We start from the raw sequence: 18,079 nt of genomic DNA, 5'->3' as shown, positions 1-18,079 counted from the left end.
CCCGAACGATGAGTGTGCCCATACCGGGCAGCGAGAACAGTGTCTCGACGATGACGGTGCTGCCGATCATGCCGCCGAGTGCCAGACCCATCATGGTGATGAGCGAGAACGACGACGGCCGCAAGGCGTCACTGAACAGGACGCGCAGCGTGGGCATGCCCTTGGCCTTCGAAGCGAGGATGTAATCCTCACGCAAGGTGGTCACGAGGTCGCTGCGCAGAACGCGGGTGAACATCGCCATCTCGAGCAGACTGATGGTGATTGCGGGAAGTATTGCGTGCGATAGGTTTCCGGAGATGCTGTCCCCGATTCGCACCCACTGCGAGCGGGGGAACCAACCCAACCAGTTCACCGTCACCATGATGAGGAGCAAACCGGCCAGGAAGCTCGGAATCGAGAGAACACCGAACGTTGCGGCGCTGATGACGCGGTCGATGACGCCACCCTCGTGATGTGCCGACCACAGTGCGAGCGGAACGGCGACAACAAGAGCGATGACAAGACCCATCACTGCAAGCTGAACGCTGACCGGGAGAGCCGAGCCGATTGCGGAGAGAACTTCCTGCTGCGGCGGGACCAGCGAGGTACCGAGATCACCGGTAAGGGCGCTCGTCAGCCAGTCCCAATAGCGAACCAGGAGTGGATCGTTGAGTCCGAGTTGCTGGCGCATTTCCTCGTATTCGGCGGGGGTACGACCCTCACCCAATACCGCGACCGCCGGGTCACCGGGGATCAACGACGCCAGCACGAAGGTTCCGAAACTGACGATGAGGAGCACAATGACGAGCTGGCCCAACTTCTTACCGATTGCGCCGATGTTCATAGATTTCGTCTCCTTCGGGCAGCCAACTCGCAATTCACAGCAATTCCTCGTATCTCATTCGTCTCGGTTAACGTGTCCGGCCCCGCAGGGCGACCCCGCGCGGCCGGACACATTTATATGCTCACTGAGCAGCCTTAAGCTGCTACTCACTGCTCACCGATACGTGCGGTCTGAATCGGATCGTTCCAACTGAGATATGTCCATCTCAGGACACTTATCCACGCCACACCTTGTCCAACAGCATGATGTTGGTGGCAGTCGGCACCACCCCATGCACGTCCTTCTGCCAAGCCACGAAAATCATCAGGGCACTTGTCGGAACACTGGGAACGGTTTCGTTCCACAGAGTCTGGATCTGCCCGAGGACCTGCCGGAACGCATCATCGTCCCCGGCAGCCTGCAATTGCACCAGAAGTGCATCCATCTCCGGATTCGAATAGCCGGAGAAGTTCGACGAAGATTTACTGCCCAGTGTGCCCTGCAGTCCCAGGAACGGAATCGACTCGTAGAGACCGATTCCACCGAGCGCCATATCGTAATCGCGCTGGGCATAGACCTTCTTGACGATGTCGCCGGCATTGTTGGCCGGGACGATGTTCACAGTGAACCCCACTGCCTGGAGCAGCGACTGAACAGCAAGCCCGATCGCTTTGGAACGAGGGTCCTCGAGCGCAACGTAGTTCAATGTGCCGTCGTATCCGTCGGCTTTGGCTTGGTCGAGGAACGACCGTGCTGCGTCAGGGTCGTACGGTAGCCCTTGAATATCGGTGGACCACTGCGAGCGCTCGTCGAAGAGCGCTTTGGTCGGTAAGCCGACTCCGTTCTCCCCTCGCTGATCAATGAGCTTTGGGTCGAGGGCAAGCGCAATTGCCTTGCGCACCCTCACATCCGCGCCCGGCCTACCCTCGCGGTTATTGATCAACTGTGCGCTGCCGCTGTTGAGAATATTGAAATACCCGGGAAAACCCTTGTCGATCGTGTCGTAGACCGCGGAGGAGTCTCCGCGCAGGAATCCGATATCGACTCCGTCGGCCCCCAACGTTTCCAAATTCTGTCGCGAACTCGGCAGAGCAATGAACCGAAGGCGCGCAACGTTGGGTTTGCCATTCCAATAGTCACTGCGAGCGGTGAACACACGTTCTTCGTTGGGGGAGTAGTGATCTAGAACGAAAGGGCCCGCTCCGACCGGCTTGAAAGCCTCCCCCTCGCCAGCGCTTGGTGCGACGATCATCCCGTAGCCTAAGGCGAGCACTGAAGGGAACGTGGTCCACGATTTGCGCAATCTCACTTCCACAGTTTGAGGGTCTACTGCCGTTGTCGCTTCGACTGCGTCCGCCCAGATCGCTGCACCGTCACCCTTCGCCGAGGTATAGCGGTTGAAGCTGTGGATTACAGCATCCGCGTCTAGTGGAGTGCCGTCGCTGAATGTCACGCCCGGCCGCAACTTCAATGTCCATTGCAGTCCGCCGGGGTCCTGTGTCAACGACTCAGCCAAGCGGGGCTGAAATTCATTGGTCTCGCTGTCGTACCGCAGCAGAACGTCATACGCGGCAGCCAACTCAGAACCTCCGCTCTCACCGCGCGCGGCAGTCTTTGCCGGATCAAGAACAGTCGCCAGGGACTGCGTGCTAAAGCTCAATTCTCCCGTATCAACGGGGTTTCCGCTCGTTTCCTGTTCATTGACCAATCCTGCTTGCGGAGGCCTCTGACTATCTCCAGCGTCCGTGTCGCCGCTTGTGGCACTAGCGCAACCCGCGAGTACAAGTGTGCTCGCAACCAGCATCGCCGCCAGTGACCTGCCGTATATCGATTTACCGCGCATGTACTCTTCTCTTTTCTTCGCAGACGCGACATCGGTCATGACGTCTGTCGAGGTTGGTCGCTAGCGATGAAACGTCCGCTTGCACTGAGGCGATAATCGACGGACTAATTTGAAAGTGATTGCAACACAGAAGCTTTCTCCTTTGTGCAGCTCGGCTGCCAGATTGGACGGGCAGGGGCGATAACGCGGGGTTTCTAACCAGATGCACAACGGCATGACAGTCTCTCGGCGCATACGTGTCCAGCGACCACTCATGCGTTACCGAGAGCCCTCACCTATTTCACGACCGTCATGCCGCTGTGCACCTGGCTGGACTCCGCCGAGAGCAGCGCTTTGGTGCCTGTCGATGCGCGCTCATCCTCAGGATCAGGTGCAAACAGGGGTGCTAGTTCTCCGCTGAACGGCAGCACTGAATGTCGGCGTGCAATCACCGATCAGCGGAGAAGGAACTCGGTGGTGATCCGCTCGAATGCCTCCTGGGCTTCGATCATCACCCAGTGTCCGCAGTTCGGGAATATGTGCAACTCGGCATTGGGGATGTATCTCATCGGGATCATCGCCATATCGGGTGGGCATTGCCGGTCGTCCCGCCCCCAGGTCAGCAATGTCGGGCATTTCACCTTGTGCAGCATCGACCAATACGGGGGCGTATCTGAGTTTCCCATGGAATGTTGCCGCTCTGCGATGGCTTTGGAGCCGTACATCGCTGACAGAGATTCATGTGATGCCGGATCGCTGGAGGCTTCCCAACGTTCGTCTATCCGCTCGTCGGTAATTACTGCGGGATCGTAGACCATGCAGTTGAGCCAGCGGACCAGTTTCTCGCGGCTGGGACCGTCCGCGAACTCCTGCAACAGTCGGGTGCCCTCACTTGGGTTCTGGCTGAAGATATTTGGACCTATCCCGCCGATGGTGACGAGCTTTGTTACCAGATGCGGGTGCGTCATGGCCACATTTGCGCCGACGATACCGCCCATGGAATTTCCGATAATTGCGGCCGCTTCAATCTTCAGGGTCTTCATGAAACGGACTACTGACGAGGCAGCTGTCATCATGGGCTGTCCGCCGACAGAGTCACTGATGCCGAATCCGGGGAACTCGAGGATGTAGCAATGAAAGTGCTCCGCAAACACGTCCAAGTTTCCTCGGTAGTTGCGCCACCCGCTGACTCCGATGCCGGAGCCGTGCAGTAGGAGGAGGGGCGGTCCCTTTCCCGCCTCGTGGTAATGCAACACCCCCTTGTCTGTAATAACTTCTCGCTTGGTGCTCTCGTACAACTCATTCGCCGAGAGGCCACCGGAAGTAGACTCATCCATCTCGAAACTCCTATCCCACAACAGTTTCAGATCATCGGATGCTGCATGCACCCGAGATCGCTCGATACCGCGGAAAGCCGATTCATCGCCGAACGACTCCCGCCGAACCTCGTCTTCATGTCTCAGCATCATCAACGACTGAAAGATAACAGGGTTCTGTCATCTAGTCGATACCATTTATGTAACAGCAATCTACTTGTTGGCAGAATGTGTGCTTCGTGCCGATTTGAACTTCATCGGAACGTCCGGGTCGGATTGTCCGTGGCAGCTACACCGGAACTGGCCTCCGCGCGGCGTTGGGGTTCCCAAAACAGTATGCTGCCAAGACAGCGAATCCATACAAGAAGGAGGGGCAGTGGCGGAGAACGATGGCATTGGCCACCTGTCCGAGGTCCTTGATGACCGAATCGGTACACATGTAAGACGAATAGCGCGGCTACTCATTGACGCCAAGGCTGCGGCGCTCCAACCGCTGGGTATCACCGTGGCGCAGTACTCCACGCTCCTGTCGGTCAAACACCTCGAGCCAAGCTCGGCGGCGCAGCTTTCGCGAACGGGTTTGGGTACACCGCAGTCGATTGCGACCATGCTGACCACCCTCGAGGGTAAAGGTCTCATCAATCGCCAGGCTTCTCCCATTCACCAAAAACTTGTTGAGGTGCGACTGACTCTTCTTGGAGTAAAGACCGTGGACGAGGCGGACGAGCTGGCTGCGGGGATCGAGGACGATCTGCGAAAAGCCATCGGCGAGGAACTTTTCAGTAGCATCATCACGATTGAGCGGGTCGCCAAGGCGCTCTTCCAGGAGCAGTCATAACCTAGCTGTCGAACCTGCTTTTTCGCACTTCGGCGGCGTCACGCTGGAGAGCGGGGAGCGGACGTCGGTGCGCGGCTTACGCTACGGCCGACCTTGATCAGGGCTACTCCGCAGCTAGCGTGGCCCCGGACCTTCGTCTCCGTAGTGGCCCGCCCACAGCCAGATGATCCGGCTGTGGGCGAGGTCGTGTGTCTGTTTGCATGGGCGCTGGGCACCCGGGTCACCAGCTTCGATCATGCTCGGCCTGTCGATTCATGTCGCCACTTTGGTTCTCTGCAGGTGACGTCGGTTGACTGATTCTGGACTTTGACACAACCAATGGCCAGCTAGTACGCGGAGACGCGGGCGTGGCAGTCTTGCGCGGCGTATGCGACCTCGTCGGACGGGTCGTCGCCAATGCCGAAAGTAGACTCGACTAACTCCAACAAGCTCGTAGTCGTACGAGCCGAGCGACCCGCTCCGCCGAGCGACCGAGCGGCAAGCAGGCTCTTGTTAGCCGTCTCGAAGAGGCGGCGAACCGAGGGGCTCGAGCATCGAGCTCGCGGGCGGTTGAACGCCGTTAGAAATGCCTGATCGGTATCGGATGGTGAGAATATTCCGGAAGCTGTTGGCACGGACGTGTTTAACGGGTCCATGGAGGCGTTACGGTTCCGCCGTCGGCAGTGACGGCGGTCAAGCCTGCCGATGTCGTCACCCACAGTGCGGCAGTGCTTTTACCCGGATTGTCGAGCTGAACTGTCGCGGACTCCGGAACCAGTACAACGTCTCCAACAGAGAGTTCGGTTCGCTGGTCATCCAGGGTGATCGCGGGCGAGCCATGGAGTACAAGGAAGACCTCCTCGTGTGAGACCGTGTGCGGTGTTCCGGCAGTGCCGGGAGCGAGCTCCGTGCGCCAGGCGCATAGCTGTCGACTGCCGCGTGAGGGTGCTACATAGGAGTGAAATTGTGCGCCGTGCAGCTGGTGGGTGTGATGGTCCCCGTTTTTTCGGATCGGCATGTCGACGTCCTTTCGTCAGTTTAACTGTCTTTATTGGACAGGTAGACTGACGACATGTCAAGGGACGAACCCCGCGCCGATTTGCTGATGTTGTTGATGCGCAGCGCATCTGCCCTGGCCGAGCAGGTCAACGCTGCGGTCGTCGCGAAGGGACATCTGACGCTACGTCCGGCGCATGGCCTGGTCTTTCAGCGAGTCGCCGGCAACGGGGCCACGGTCAGCGAAATCGCCGCCCACCTGGGCATCACGAAACAATCCGCGGCGGTGATCGTCGACGAGCTGGTGACCTCGGGGTATGTGAACAAGCAGCCGCACCCGCACGACCGTCGATCGCAGCTCGTACGACTTACCTCCGCGGGTGTCGACGTAACCGATGCGGCTACCGACGCAGCCCTCTCCCGATGGAACGCAGCGAGCATGACACTGGGCGCAGACACGATGGCATCGTTGGTACACGCACTCCAGGAGATCGGGAGAGACGGGACACCACGCCCTGTCTGGTGACCTGAACAGGTTTGCCCAGGACGCCCTCGCATCTTTGTTGGAGACGCGAGGGCGGCGCGTCGACGCGTTAGTGATCGGAAATGGTGTTGATCTCCGGCAGTGTTGTCGATTCCGACTGTGCCTGGTCGTTTGAAGGCCATGGCCAACGGCAGATGCCCTCTGCCTAGTGCAGTTAAGGGCCTGGGAGAGCAAGTGGGATGGAATGCGGGCGATCGCCACCACAGGCACGAAAAAACCCGCCTTGTGGTCGCGTAATGGCAACGACGTCAGCGAGTCATTCCCCGAACTCGTCGACGCCCTCAAAGGTGCGCTCGATCACCGCGAAATCGTCCTCGACGGCGAAATCGTCGCCCTCGACAAAGGTGTTCCATCCTTCGCCAAGCTGCAACGCAGAATGCATGTCCGCAAACCCAACACTCAACTGCGAAACGCAGCCTTGACCACCTACTACGTGTTCGACATCCTCGACATCGACGGCACCTCGACCACCGAACTGACGTACCTCGAGCGCCGAGAGGCACTCGACAGTCTCAGCATCGAAAACCCGCGCATCAAAGTCCCTCCGTTCTGGCTTAACGTCGATGGCGCAGCCATGCTCGAGGTCGCGAAGAAGCATCACCTCGAAGGGATAATCGCGAAAGGTATCAACTCCACGTATCAGCCGGGGAAACGATCTCCGAGCTGGATAAAGACCCCGATCAGAGCTAATTGCGAGGCCATAATCTGCGGGCTCGTCGAGGGTTCGGGCGGTGCGGCCGGCGGCATCGGATCGCTGATCCTCGGCGCCCACGACGATTCAGGCTCACTCGTCTACATCGGAAATGTAGGCACCGGATTTTCCTTCAGGCAGCGCCGGGAGCTGCGTGACAAACTCATCGAAATCGAGCGGCCCACCAGTCCATTCGCAATCGCGCCGCCTTCCGCAATAGGGAGAGTGGCACGGTGGTCAGCCCCGATCTATGTCTGTGACGTCGAGTACCGCGAATACGTCGGTGGTGCACTCAGGCACCCAAGCTACAAAGGGCTGCGCAACGACAAATCGGCCAACGAAGTAGACCTCCCCGGCCGACACTGAGCGAACCCCCGCTCAAGACGAAGCCGCCGGCACCCGAAGATGTCCAGCGGCTTCCAAAAGGTCGGTGCCCGTCTTGCGCCTCTCGGCAAGTGGCCGCTCGAAGCGGCATTTCTGGGGTGGTACCCGGGGCAAAGAACCGAACACCGACAGCCTCTACAACGAACCCTGGCCAAGAGCTATTCCAACGGCCACGTGGCCCTACAGAAACTTGAGGACTGACAACGAGCACGAAAGTCGGACCGCCGTTGTTCAATGGGGAAGGAATCGACAACGAGGAGGTCAGGCGATGTGCGGTCGCTACGCGAGCACTAGTACCGACAAAGAATTACAGTCCATGTTCGACACCATGCAAACCGTTGGCGACGAACTCCCACCGTCCTACAACGTCGCCCCCACACAACCTGTCCGCGTGATCCTCGAACGAACCCCACACGAGGAACCCGACTCGGAACCACAGCGCCAGCTCAGGACAGTGAATTGGGGGCTGCTCCCAGCATGGGCAAAAGATCGAAAGATGGCATCGAAGCTCATCAATGCCCGCAGCGAAACCGTCACCGAGAAGCCGTCATTCAGAAGTAGCGCCTCGAAACGTCGCACTATTATTCCCGCAGCAGGGTACTACGAATGGATGAAAAGCGAAGCAGGCAAGAAGATCCCGTACTTCCTGCATGGGGAAGGTGACGTGGTCGCAATGGCAGGGCTCTACGAGCTGTGGCCCGATCCCGAACTGCCCGAAGATGATCCAAATAAATGGGTATGGACCTGCACCGTGCTCACTCGCCCGGCCACCGACGCCACCGGACACATCCACGACCGATCACCGCTGATCCTGCCCGAAACGTTCTGGGAGCACTGGCTCGACCCGAACCTCACCGACAAAGGTGAGGTCCAGGCGATGATCAACTCCGTTCCGGAGCCGCATCTCGAACCCTACGAAGTCTCGACCGCGGTCAACAGCCCGAAGAACAACAATCCGAGCTTGCTTGAGCCCGTTGGAACTTAACGGAACGGTGTATCCGACAGCTGAACATTATTACTGGCGGCTTCGTAGCCATACCGCAGCAGAAGAGACTTTGCTGCCACCAGATTTTCGTACTGCTGCGGTCCCGGGCCGACATACAAACCTGTGACTGCATCACTAGGTAACTCGTCGAGCTTGCGATACGGGACGAGGCCCGAAGGAGTTGCACGGAACTCTGGCGCGTCGAAAGAGCCGGGTTCGATGAAGCGCCATTCGTGTTCTTCCTCGAATCCCTGGTGTTTGACGCTTGCAGCGTAGAACGCCAGGTTCTGTACAGCAGTGCTCAGATTTCCTGGATTGACCGAGTGTCCACGCCGGGTGAGCTCGGTGGTGAAAAGTTCGAGCACGGCGGTTTTCAGAGCCGGAGTCAACTCATTTCTTGTGTACTGCACCTTGTGTAGCCCTAAGCCTGAGAGATGGACCGGAGACCCGTCCGATCGGGGAAACTTGCTCGGGTCGAAACCGATGGAGAATCCACCGATGCCGTTGCCATAAGCGCGCCACTGACTAAGAACGTCCGGATTCTCGGAGAACGAGACCGTGCAACAGTGCAGGTAGGTCTCATATTTGCGATCGATGATCAGGTCGAGTGTTCGGCAAATTTCCTTAAGAAAATCGATGCCTGTCGGGTTTGCAGCCATGGTTGAGTTGAAAAGGGTGTGCCAACTGTTGGTGACCCAATCGGCTCCCGGTGGTGCTTGGGTAGTGGGGGGCGCGCTCGCCCACAGGTCGGCCCTTGTGAGTCCATCCTTGACGAAGTTATTAACCAGTTCGAGGCCGTGAACCAGCTCCCGTCGATCATTGAGGAACTGGGCCGCGGACGCCCACAAGACAGGTTTGTAACTGCCTGACCCGACGATGTTCGGGTCAGCGGATTTGACTTCATTTCCCAAGATGCCGAGCAGACCTGCTGCGTCGGTGTAATGCCACAGGGTCCCAGGAAGTTCCGGAGCGGATGGTGCGTTCACGGAGGAAGTCCATCACACGGGTCTATCTCCTTCGGGCATTTACGGTGCATCCCCTAGAGACAAACACCCACAAGGAATCGAACACATGTGCGAGTAACGTGTATGGTGTCAAGGCTGCGGCAGCTGAAAGCGAGGTCAGATCATCATGACTGAACTGTCCGACCGGATCGCACCAGTCACAACCGCACTCAGTAAAGCGGAGAAACTCGACCAGCTACGCCGGAAGATGGCGTCGATACCCGCCCGCTCGGACGGAACTGAACCCGCTACGCCTTCGGTGATGCTCCGCAGCGTCGATGACCGCGAACCAACGCCGATCGTTGCCACCGCACAGTCAACGCTGCGAACGCTGCCGGTGCCCCCGCCGATCGGCGATCTACTTCCTCACCGTGGGCTCGCGAGAGGCACCGTCGTTGGCATCTCCGGAGCGAACTCCGTCCTGATCGGGCTACTCGCTTCCGTCACGGCCAGCGGCGGGCACGCAGCCGTGATCGGAATGCCCACCCTGGGTCTCCTCGCGGCATCCGAGCAGGGAGCGGATCTATCGAAGATCGGGCTGATTTCCGACCCGAAGGACTCCGCTGTTGAGGTCGCGGCAGTGCTTCTAGATGGCTTTGAACTGGTAATACTCGGGCTTTCTGGCGCCGCAGTCACACCCTCGCGAGCAAGAGCGGTCGTGGCACGAGCAAGGTCGAAGGGCAGCGTTCTCGTTGTCACGCAAGGTCAGTGGGACGGCCCGGATCTGCGGATCGAGTCGAGGGTGGCCGGATATGCAGGGCTGGGGGAAGGGCGCGGGCGCGTGACTTCTGTCCAGCTCGACGTCGCGGCTATCGGCAAAGGATTCCAACGGCGCACAGGACGCATGGAGATCCGGGAAGAGGCCGGCATCTCGGTTTGGCGATCCGTCGCACCGGTAGTCACCGCCGCCCCCGGAGATGCACCCCTGCGGAAGGCGCTGTGATCAACGCAGACGGCTGGATTGACCAATGGCCGAACCACCCCACCATTCGCAGGTTCGACCCGCCCAGAAACGTGTTCGTGGACATGGACGTTGCGCTCGGACTCGCCCGCATCAGCAGACGAGCCGATCACGTAACTCTGCGCGTGAAAGCCTGCGCTGTGAATCTTCAAGGCATCATGCCAGCGCGGCAATACGCGTGGTTCCAGACCAGCTCAGGGAGCTGGGTGGCCGTGATTCAGGTGGACGCAACCAGCGGAAACGGACAGAATCGCATCACCCTTGACCTGTGCGTGAGCGAGGACGCAGTCAGCATCGACGAGCTACACCGCGATCAGTAGCTGTTTCCGATCCGCCTGCCCGGCGGCACGGCCACCTTCGGTGTCCCCCAAGAGGATGCTCCGCTGCGCTCCGCTCTGTAAAAGCGAAAAGATCCTTTTCCTTTCTGTCCTTCCGATCCTGATCGACGGCGGTCCCGGCGCAACCCCTGGCGGCTTCGCCGGCCTACGGCTCCGAAAACTTTTTCAAAGATGCTTCGCTGAAAAACTTTGCGGCCCAAGCATTGCGCCGCTCCCTACTCCGCCGATCCGGAGCTCCATGTCAGAACGGAAAAAAGATTGTCAGGGGCCACCGAGAGGGTCCGGACACGAGCGAAAGGTCACGACAGTGAACGGTTACCACTTCAAACAGGGTGATGACTTCAACGCAGCGACCAACCACTACGCCGGCCTGACCTGCGGCTGCGGTGATTACTCCTGCCCTCGGATGCACGACAGCGCCGCAAGGTGCGTCAACTGGGAGTAATGAAGCTTCCCCAATCCCGCAACCTTGCACACACTGAGAAAGAGGAAAACATGCACAGCACAGCAGATTTCGTCGTCAACGGAGTCATCACCAACAGCCCCGACGATGCCCGTGCCGAACTGGAACACGAAACCACCATCGAGCGAAAGGCTCTCAAAGTGCACGATTTGCAAACCGTCCTGTACAAGGCTGACAAGTGGGCAGAGACGTTCGACTCCACACTTTCCCGCTACCACCTCGGTGGAGTGCTGAATTGCGACGAGATCGACGCCACCGCCGAATTGCTTGGCGCGCTGGGTAAATCGGAAGAAGCCGAAGGACTGCGTGACCAACACAATGACTGGAGTGGGTGGCTCGGAGACGATCGGTCCGAGCTGGAGAAGGTTCGACACGCTGTCCATGCTCCTCACAGCGCCTAGATCGCCCGACACCCCCGGAATCACATGGCACCGGGCAGCGACTATCTGCCCGGTGCTGTGAATCCGAACCTGATACGAAAGAGGAACCGCATGAGGCACCAACCCGGCATCGCACTCCCGGACCGCACCCTGGAAATCACGATGAACGCACCCAGCTGGCGCACCGCCGAACTCGACCCGTTCACCGAGGTCGACCTGCCCCGCATCGCGCAGCAGTACGCCGACCACGAGACCATCCTGTGCGACATGGACCCCGACGAGGCCCGCTCCTACTGGGACCTCGAGGACGGCTACCTCCGATATACCCCGGAGGGGAACAACATCCGGATCGGGCGCGGCCTGATCAACGGGCAAACCTCCTGGTGGGTGGATGTGCAGACGCAGCTGGCGCCGACCACCGGTGACCCGACCTACGGCTGGGAGTACTACGCCCACTTCCCTGGCACGTTCACCGCCGACTGGGTGAACTGGCTGTACTGGCATTGGCTCTCGTAGCCACTCACGTTCTCACCCAGTCCCTGCATAGCCCACGAACAGACAGGAACGATCATGACCGATTTGCCCAGCGACACCGATATCGCCTGGGCGAAGGCTTCCCGGTCCGTACCCCTGGACGACCGACTCTGACCACCGACGTACCCCGGAACAGCAAGACACCGGGCAGCGACTATCTGCCCGGTGTCTTGAAACCGAATCTTAGGAGAGAGACACTCATGACCGCAATTCTCAACGGCCCCCGAGCAATAGACCTCGACGGCGAAATCTTCGTCCGACTAGATCCGAGTGACCTCGACATCGGGGACAACGTCCGAGACCAGGTCGATCTGACGGCCACACCCGAGTTTGTGGAGTCGATCCGTGAGCACGGAGTACTCGAAGCGATCAGCGCAGTCCAGTACGCAGACGGTCGGATCGTCGTCCGTGACGGTCAGCGCCGCACCCTCGCAGCCCGAGAAGCCGGCGTGGACTCGATCCCGGTCATCGTGCGACTCGATACCGCCGCAGACGAGCGGCAGCGCAACGTCACCCGCGTTATCGCGCAGATGGAAGCCAACGACAACAGGCTTGCGCTCACACCCGGCCAGCGGGCCGCAGGTGTGACGAAACTTCTGGACCTGGGATTTCCGGTTTCCAAAGTCGTCAAGGCGATCCACGTGGACAAGGACTGGGTGGAGAACGCCGCGAAGGTGGGGCGGTCGGCGGTTGCCCGTCAGTCGGTGGACGAACGGCAGCTCGACTTCGAGAAGGCCGCGATCATCGCCGAGTTCGACGACGACGGGGATGCTGTTCAGGTGCTGCTCAGCAGGAGTTGGGGGCGCGGGTTCTTCGCGTACGCGGAGCAGTTGCGGGCGCAGCGGATCGAGCAGGAAGCGTTCGAGGAGGCAGCGAAGCCGTACCAAGACAAGGGATACACCGTCCTCGATCAGCATCCCGGCTACGGCAGCAAGGTCTTGGCAGTCGCCGACCTCCAGACCGCAGACGGTGGAGCAGTCACGCTCGAGCACATCGAGGCCAACGCAGCAGCCTGGACCGTGGTGTTGTCGAAAGAGCAGCTCATCACCGACAACACGACCGGATTGCCGATCGACGAGGACACAGTCGATTGGAACAACGAAGACGAAAGCATCGAACCCGAAGACGGTTGCGTGCACGTCAACACCGTCACCATCGAGGACATCTGGAACGCCGAGTACGTGTGCGCGGACCCCGAGGCCGCAGGATTGCACCTTTCTCCGATCATGGCGGCAGTACGAGCAGGGGAGGCAAGTGCCGGCGACTTTGCCGTCGAGGAGAGCGCCGAAGCCGAAGCCAAGCGACGTCAGCTCGAAATGGAGGAGCAGCAGCGCATCGAGCGCCGCAAGGTGCGAATTCTCAACCTCAAGGCAGAGGCCGCGACCGCCGTGCGCCGCAAGTTCCTGACGGAGCTGGTGGCGGCCAAAACCCCGCCGAAAGCAGCCTCTGTCTACGTCGCCACGATCCTTGCTGGTCATCCGGGAATCCTGGGTGAATACAAGGTCCACGGTGTTCTGAAGGAGATCCTTCCGCTCAACTCGAAGAGTTCGTACGTCACCGTCGCAGTGACCGACATGATCGCCAAAGCCAGTCCCGCCCGCGCCCAGGTCATCACTTTGGCAATGGTGCTCGCAGCGCAGGAATCGCGCATCGAGAAAGACGGGTGGCGGTCCGTGCCCGCTGGGTGCGTGGAGTACCTGACCTTTCTGGCCGAGCAGGGGCACGAGCTGACACCTGTCGAGGAAGTTATGGCGGGGCAACGCACCGATAAGCAGGTTGACCTGGACTGACAAAGGTGTCTAGACCCCTTTACTTTATAAGTAGAGGGGTCTAAACTTATAGTATGGACGGGACAGGGAAGTGAAAATCACCGCGAAAGCCCGACGATCCGAAGGCTGGTGGGCCGTCGAGATTCCCGAGGTAGACGGCGCATTCACACAGGCCAAGCGTCTCGATCAGGTATCCGCCCACGCGGCCGACGCAGTTGCCGTGCTCGAAGGAATTTCCCCGGATCAAGTCGAGGTCGAAGCCGTGGACTACGACCTCGACGACCCCGCAATGACGAGGGACATCGACGAGGCGAAGAAGCTCAGCCGCGACGCACAGCGAGCAGCGGAAAACGCATCGACCGCAATGAGAGCGGTGGTGCGCAAGCTTCGAGAACGCGGACTGTCAGTACGCGACGTGGGCACCATTTTGCAGATCAGTCCGCAGCGGGTCTCACAACTCGAAAACCGCGCCACCACAGACAACCAGGGGAGAAGATCATGAGCGTGACCGTCTACACCAAGCCCGCCTGCGTTCAATGCAATGCCACCTACCGAGCCCTCGACCAAGCCGGGATCGACTACAACATCATCGACATCACCGAGGACACTCAGGCCAGGGACTACGTCATGAGCCTGGGATATCTGCAAGCACCGGTTGTCGTTGCAGGCGAAGCACATTGGAGTGGATTCCGCCCGGATCGCATCAAGGAGCTGGGTGCAGCCTGATGAACGAGACCGACAACTGGCACCGACAAGAGGACTCCCCGATGACTTCCCTCGCGCTTGACCCACATGACGCTATCTCTGACCCACATGACGCTATCTCGGCCGACGACATGGACGACGATCCGCGTCTGGACGTGGAAGCGCAACTGCTCTGTGCGGTGCTCTGGGCGCAGCCCCACGAAGCGCGGCGAGTAGTCGAGACGATTACCCCCGAGGACTTCGAGCGGCCCGTCTATGCGGCCCTGTACGGGCAGATCATTACTCTCGTCGCGGCAGGTAAGCCCCACGACTCGGCGCACGTCGCACTGACCTTGAGCAGGGAAGGGCTGACCGCCGGACACCACGGAAAGCAGTTGACGACGGCACTGGCCGATGTGACCACTCTCGGAGTCGCGGGAGGTGTTGAGCACTACATCGACGCAGTGCTCACGCAGGCGTACCGGCGCGGATTCCATGCCGCCGCAAAATCATTGGCAGAAGCGGCCAAGTATCTGCCGGAGAGGGACCTCTACGAGCACATGTGCGCTCACGGACGCCAACTCCGAGAGGCAACCGAACGACTCACCAAGATCAGAGGAGGTCAGCTGTGAACGACGACGAACGAGACGCCTGGCAGATGCGGTGTGACGGGGCGAGCTGGGACCAAATCGGCATCGAAATGGGGTGCTCAGGTGCGGCCGCGCAATCCCTCGCCACCGAGTACGAGCGTCGCACCGACGTTGCAGCCCAGAACGCACAAGACACCTTGTTCTGATCCGACCCACACCGAGGGTTATTTCTGGCGAGATGCAGCCCAGATTGACCGGAGCAATTGCACTCTAACTAATCTCGGTCGTGTCGCCCGCGCCCGTCAAAGAAGGTGCGTCACAGCAATCGGATCAATCTCCGGTACAAGTCGATCCTGCGACAGTCGGGGCACGCCGATCCATCCCCATTCCGGCAGTCGAAGCCCGCGCAGGCGGTCAAAGCCACTTCATGAACGTCAGATTCAAGTGAGGTAGATCCTGCGGCAGGATCACAACGAGCGGAATTCCTTTCGTCGCCGCCAACCGTTTCTTGTCGCGCATCTTCGCTGCGTACTCAGGTGAGGCCATCATGCCCGCAGCCTCTATCATGGTCCCATCACTCAGCTGCCAGTCTGCTCGGCGCCGGCCGGATGCGTTGTATTTCGGGTGAGCGGGCCACAGTGGTTCGGGCTGGTGCACGATTCCATTTCGGGTCATAAAGTTATCGATTTCGCACTCGAATAGCGACCTACACCAGTGCCCGTCTACGGCCCGCTTCTGCGTGCCGCGAGATTGAATCTGCGACTCGCCGCCGAGGCCAGCGGCGTCAAGATAGTTAGCCCATGGATTAAGACCAATACGCTTGAGATCTCCCTTATAGGGCAATGCCATTTTGGCCGCCATGACGTTGTCTCGTTGGACGTCCGGGATGTCGGAGGGAACGGTTATGGTGGTTTCCCAGAGAGTAGGCACGAAGCCTGCCACGTTCACGTAGTGCTGAAGCACCGCGATTGCCGTCTCTTTGGTGTGTGGCACGGTTGGCCAAATGCCCAGGTACGTATGGCTACATCTTGAACACCACCGGGGCGGGCCGATATAGGTAACCATCCAAGGAGTTATGGCATTCAAATGCGTGCGATCGCCGCATAGAGGGCACCGACGCTCCCGGAAGCGCTTCAATGGCAGATGCTTCCGGTTTCGCCCGAATGCAATGACAGCGGTATTCGGTGCTTTGCATTCGACCATTCGGCGCGTGTCATAGCCTGTTGCCGCTACCAGGGGTTTGCACACTTCTTCGAGGTCGGGGAAAGCCTTAGCTGCGTGATCACCGAAGACATGCGGTGTGTAACCGCCGAAACTTCGAGCCAGACGGGAGTAGAGCGAATCGGCCGAGTCAGGCCATATCCCTGGTGGAAGTTGATCAGCGGCGGCAGTCAGGTCTGGGGTACCTCTGCCCTCGGGGCCGGGGGAATTGGTCCAGATGAATTCGTGATGGCTGCTGGAGTCTCGCTCCCTGCGAGCCAGCATTTGGTCAAATCCAGGTGGGAGCACCAACTCGGATTTGTTTCCGTCTGCGCGGTCGCCGATACCGACATGTGCCATGCGGAGAGGATAGCGACCTGCATGTTGTGGTCGTTGAAGGATGTTCTGGTTGCAGAGCCCGAGGTTACGTCAGCGCATTAGTCGTCTGTCGTCGCGGTGTGCCTCGCTAATCTGGCGCCCCATCTCGCTAATCCCCAGAGCATCTCGACATCTCCGGCGTATGTGGTGTCGGCCGGTGCCCACCTCTTATATTTAAAGAGGTCTCTATGTATAGTATAATCGTCGACCAGAAGTCGAGACGCGGAGCAAGAGGAAGGGGAGCCCGATGACGGTTCAGGAGAAGGTACCGAGCGCGGAAATCTTGGCGCTGCATCACCGAATGAGCGAAGATCACCGGGCTGCATTGGTCGCGGCCGCCCACGGTTTCTACGAACGCACCGACCCGCACGCGGAAACGGATTCTCTCGCCTCAAATGTCACGCTCGATGACGGCGACCTCATCTGGCATATCGGTGATGGGCGCGACATCTTGTTCACCATCGTCGAGGTTTACGGTGCGCACGTCGTCCGCGCTATGGAACAACGGTCGGTGGGCTGGGCTACCGTCACAGACCATCTGGTCGATCCGCGTGATGCCACAGGCACCGCCGAAGTGATTTGGCAGCTCATCTCGCTGTTGACGGAATGATGAAAATGAAACGGAGAAAGAATGGCAAAGGTTATCCACTTCCCACAGGATGTGACGATTCCCCGATTGACGTACTACGTACACAATGGCGACATGAAGCGCTGGGAGGCGCTCCTCAAGTCATGGTCCGATGCGCATCGTATGGGTGACGCGGACAAATTAGACACGCTGCCTGAGAAGAAGAAGTTCGTCGACGGCCTGTACGGAGCTGGGAGATATCGATCCGTTGAGGCCGCCAAGTTCGAATCTCGTTCCTCGACAGTGTGGTTCACCGTGGAGAACCCTTTCGCGGCGCTAATCGCGAAAGCTGTTGAGCTAGACAGCGCCAATCCGAAATTGAGATTGCAACCCTCCAAGATTGAGGTCGAAATGCCGTGGAACCGAATTGAAGCAATCACCGAAGTACCCGACAACCACGAGCTGTGAGCGCCGGAGGACACCTAACACCCGCTAGAGAGGTAGGCCCGTGATGGATGGCAACAGTTTCGCCATTGGCGTTTTCATCGCATTCAACGTGTTGTCCGTCGCGGGCGGCGTGTTCTTTGCCCGGCGCTCGTACGTACGTCATCGTCACCCCTTGCGTGCACTCCTGGCGGGCGTGGTGGGGCTGTTCATCGCTCCAGTGGCGCTGATGATGTGCGTGGCCCTGGCTCGACCTCAGGGCGCTATCGGGACGCGCTAACTGGTGCGGTTTTTCGCGTTTTGCCTGGTCATCGCCGGTTTTTGCCTTCAATTTGTAGTAAAATTGACCTCAGATTCTCCGCATTTTCGTGCGGAGTTACGCCCTGGATTGAGGGCGCAATCGAGGAGG

General features: G+C 59.4%; 22 protein-coding genes. 16 read left to right on the top strand and 6 right to left on the bottom strand.

Annotated elements, in window-relative coordinates; translation table 11 throughout:
* From FEZ60_RS25270 to FEZ60_RS25260, 3 genes are all read right to left on the bottom strand, one after another.
* A partial coding sequence (locus tag FEZ60_RS25270; protein ID WP_172937358.1) for an ABC transporter permease occupies window positions 1-823 on the bottom strand: 823 nt, incomplete at its 3' end.
* Between the two features lie 214 nt (window positions 824-1,037).
* On the bottom strand, window positions 1,038-2,462 hold the full coding sequence (locus tag FEZ60_RS25265; protein ID WP_242484826.1) for an ABC transporter substrate-binding protein: 1,425 nt from the start codon (window positions 2,460-2,462) through the stop codon (window positions 1,038-1,040).
* Window positions 2,463-3,079: 617 nt separating this feature from the next.
* Complete coding sequence (locus tag FEZ60_RS25260) at window positions 3,080-3,961, bottom strand: alpha/beta fold hydrolase (protein WP_172937356.1); 882 nt, start codon at window positions 3,959-3,961, stop codon at window positions 3,080-3,082.
* Window positions 3,962-4,316: 355 nt separating this feature from the next.
* Here FEZ60_RS25260 and FEZ60_RS25255 point away from each other — a divergent pair, with 355 nt between their 5' ends.
* Window positions 4,317-4,778, top strand: coding sequence for a MarR family transcriptional regulator (locus FEZ60_RS25255; protein ID WP_172937355.1), 462 nt, complete (start codon window positions 4,317-4,319; stop codon window positions 4,776-4,778).
* Window positions 4,779-5,400: 622 nt separating this feature from the next.
* Here the strand turns inward: FEZ60_RS25255 and FEZ60_RS25250 are convergent.
* On the bottom strand, window positions 5,401-5,775 hold the full coding sequence (locus FEZ60_RS25250) for a cupin domain-containing protein (protein WP_172937354.1): 375 nt from the start codon (window positions 5,773-5,775) through the stop codon (window positions 5,401-5,403).
* A gap of 54 nt (window positions 5,776-5,829) precedes the next feature.
* Here FEZ60_RS25250 and FEZ60_RS25245 point away from each other — a divergent pair, with 54 nt between their 5' ends.
* The 3 genes from FEZ60_RS25245 (at window position 5,830) to FEZ60_RS25235 (ending at window position 8,357) form a co-directional block, all read left to right on the top strand.
* On the top strand, window positions 5,830-6,279 hold the full coding sequence (locus FEZ60_RS25245; protein WP_172937353.1) for a MarR family transcriptional regulator: 450 nt from the start codon (window positions 5,830-5,832) through the stop codon (window positions 6,277-6,279).
* Between the two features lie 241 nt (window positions 6,280-6,520).
* Window positions 6,521-7,354, top strand: coding sequence for an RNA ligase family protein (locus FEZ60_RS25240; RefSeq protein WP_242484825.1), 834 nt, complete (start codon window positions 6,521-6,523; stop codon window positions 7,352-7,354).
* A 286-nt stretch (window positions 7,355-7,640) separates the two neighbouring features.
* Window positions 7,641-8,357 (top strand): SOS response-associated peptidase, encoded by a 717-nt coding sequence (locus FEZ60_RS25235; protein WP_172937366.1) that lies wholly within the window; start codon window positions 7,641-7,643, stop codon window positions 8,355-8,357.
* Here the strand turns inward: FEZ60_RS25235 and FEZ60_RS25230 are convergent.
* The gene (locus tag FEZ60_RS25230; RefSeq protein WP_172937351.1) at window positions 8,354-9,343 is read right to left on the bottom strand and encodes a DUF2971 domain-containing protein; all 990 of its coding nucleotides are present in this window, start codon (window positions 9,341-9,343) and stop codon (window positions 8,354-8,356) included. The two genes, FEZ60_RS25235 and FEZ60_RS25230, sit on opposite strands and share 4 nt — an antisense overlap.
* A 145-nt stretch (window positions 9,344-9,488) precedes the next feature.
* Between FEZ60_RS25230 and FEZ60_RS25225 the strand changes: the two genes are divergently transcribed.
* The 9 genes from FEZ60_RS25225 (at window position 9,489) to FEZ60_RS25185 (ending at window position 15,286) form a co-directional block, all read left to right on the top strand.
* On the top strand, window positions 9,489-10,304 hold the full coding sequence (locus FEZ60_RS25225) for a hypothetical protein (protein ID WP_172937350.1): 816 nt from the start codon (window positions 9,489-9,491) through the stop codon (window positions 10,302-10,304).
* Window positions 10,301-10,642 (top strand): hypothetical protein, encoded by a 342-nt coding sequence (locus FEZ60_RS25220; RefSeq protein WP_172937349.1) that lies wholly within the window; start codon window positions 10,301-10,303, stop codon window positions 10,640-10,642. Before FEZ60_RS25225 ends, FEZ60_RS25220 begins: the two co-directional genes overlap by 4 nt.
* A gap of 513 nt (window positions 10,643-11,155) precedes the next feature.
* Window positions 11,156-11,524 carry a hypothetical protein gene (locus FEZ60_RS25215; protein WP_172937348.1) on the top strand — a complete coding sequence of 123 codons (369 nt, stop codon included), beginning with the start codon at window positions 11,156-11,158 and terminating at the stop codon, window positions 11,522-11,524.
* A 90-nt stretch (window positions 11,525-11,614) separates the two neighbouring features.
* A complete protein-coding gene (locus FEZ60_RS25210; protein WP_242484824.1) occupies window positions 11,615-12,019 on the top strand; it encodes a hypothetical protein in 405 nt (134 codons plus the stop codon).
* 218 nt (window positions 12,020-12,237) lie between these two features.
* Complete coding sequence (locus tag FEZ60_RS25205) at window positions 12,238-13,827, top strand: ParB N-terminal domain-containing protein (protein WP_172937347.1); 1,590 nt, start codon at window positions 12,238-12,240, stop codon at window positions 13,825-13,827.
* A 70-nt stretch (window positions 13,828-13,897) separates the two neighbouring features.
* Window positions 13,898-14,308: a sigma factor-like helix-turn-helix DNA-binding protein gene (locus tag FEZ60_RS25200; protein WP_172937346.1), complete on the top strand. Its 411-nt coding sequence runs from the start codon at window positions 13,898-13,900 to the stop codon at window positions 14,306-14,308.
* A complete protein-coding gene (gene nrdH, locus FEZ60_RS25195) occupies window positions 14,305-14,532 on the top strand; it encodes a glutaredoxin-like protein NrdH (RefSeq protein ID WP_172937345.1) in 228 nt (75 codons plus the stop codon). The genes FEZ60_RS25200 and nrdH overlap by 4 nt, the downstream gene beginning before the upstream one ends.
* Window positions 14,532-15,122, top strand: coding sequence for a DnaB-like helicase N-terminal domain-containing protein (locus FEZ60_RS25190; RefSeq protein WP_172937344.1), 591 nt, complete (start codon window positions 14,532-14,534; stop codon window positions 15,120-15,122). Before nrdH ends, FEZ60_RS25190 begins: the two co-directional genes overlap by 1 nt.
* A complete protein-coding gene (locus tag FEZ60_RS25185; protein ID WP_172937289.1) occupies window positions 15,119-15,286 on the top strand; it encodes a hypothetical protein in 168 nt (55 codons plus the stop codon). The genes FEZ60_RS25190 and FEZ60_RS25185 overlap by 4 nt, the downstream gene beginning before the upstream one ends.
* A gap of 208 nt (window positions 15,287-15,494) precedes the next feature.
* On the opposite strand, the gene FEZ60_RS25180 is transcribed toward FEZ60_RS25185, so the two are convergent.
* Entirely contained in the window at window positions 15,495-16,640 is a 1,146-nt protein-coding gene (locus tag FEZ60_RS25180) for a hypothetical protein (protein ID WP_172937343.1), read from the bottom strand.
* Window positions 16,641-16,905: 265 nt separating this feature from the next.
* On the opposite strand from FEZ60_RS25180, the gene FEZ60_RS25175 reads away from it, so the two are divergent.
* Genes FEZ60_RS25175 through FEZ60_RS25165 form a run of 3 tightly spaced genes read left to right on the top strand, consistent with a single transcriptional unit; the run spans window position 16,906 to window position 17,950 of the window.
* Window positions 16,906-17,268 (top strand): hypothetical protein, encoded by a 363-nt coding sequence (locus tag FEZ60_RS25175; RefSeq protein ID WP_172937342.1) that lies wholly within the window; start codon window positions 16,906-16,908, stop codon window positions 17,266-17,268.
* A 21-nt stretch (window positions 17,269-17,289) separates the two neighbouring features.
* Window positions 17,290-17,694, top strand: a complete 405-nt coding sequence (locus tag FEZ60_RS25170) for a hypothetical protein (protein WP_172937341.1) — start codon at window positions 17,290-17,292, stop codon at window positions 17,692-17,694.
* A gap of 43 nt (window positions 17,695-17,737) precedes the next feature.
* Window positions 17,738-17,950 carry a hypothetical protein gene (locus tag FEZ60_RS25165; RefSeq protein WP_172937340.1) on the top strand — a complete coding sequence of 71 codons (213 nt, stop codon included), beginning with the start codon at window positions 17,738-17,740 and terminating at the stop codon, window positions 17,948-17,950.
* Window positions 17,951-18,079: the final 129 nt, after the last annotated feature.

This window comes from Rhodococcus sp. MS16 (assembly GCF_013277795.1).
Taxonomy (GTDB): domain Bacteria; phylum Actinomycetota; class Actinomycetes; order Mycobacteriales; family Mycobacteriaceae; genus Rhodococcus_F; species Rhodococcus_F globerula.
The sequence above is the reverse complement of the archived record's forward strand: the minus strand, read 5'-3'. Positions and strand labels throughout refer to the sequence as shown.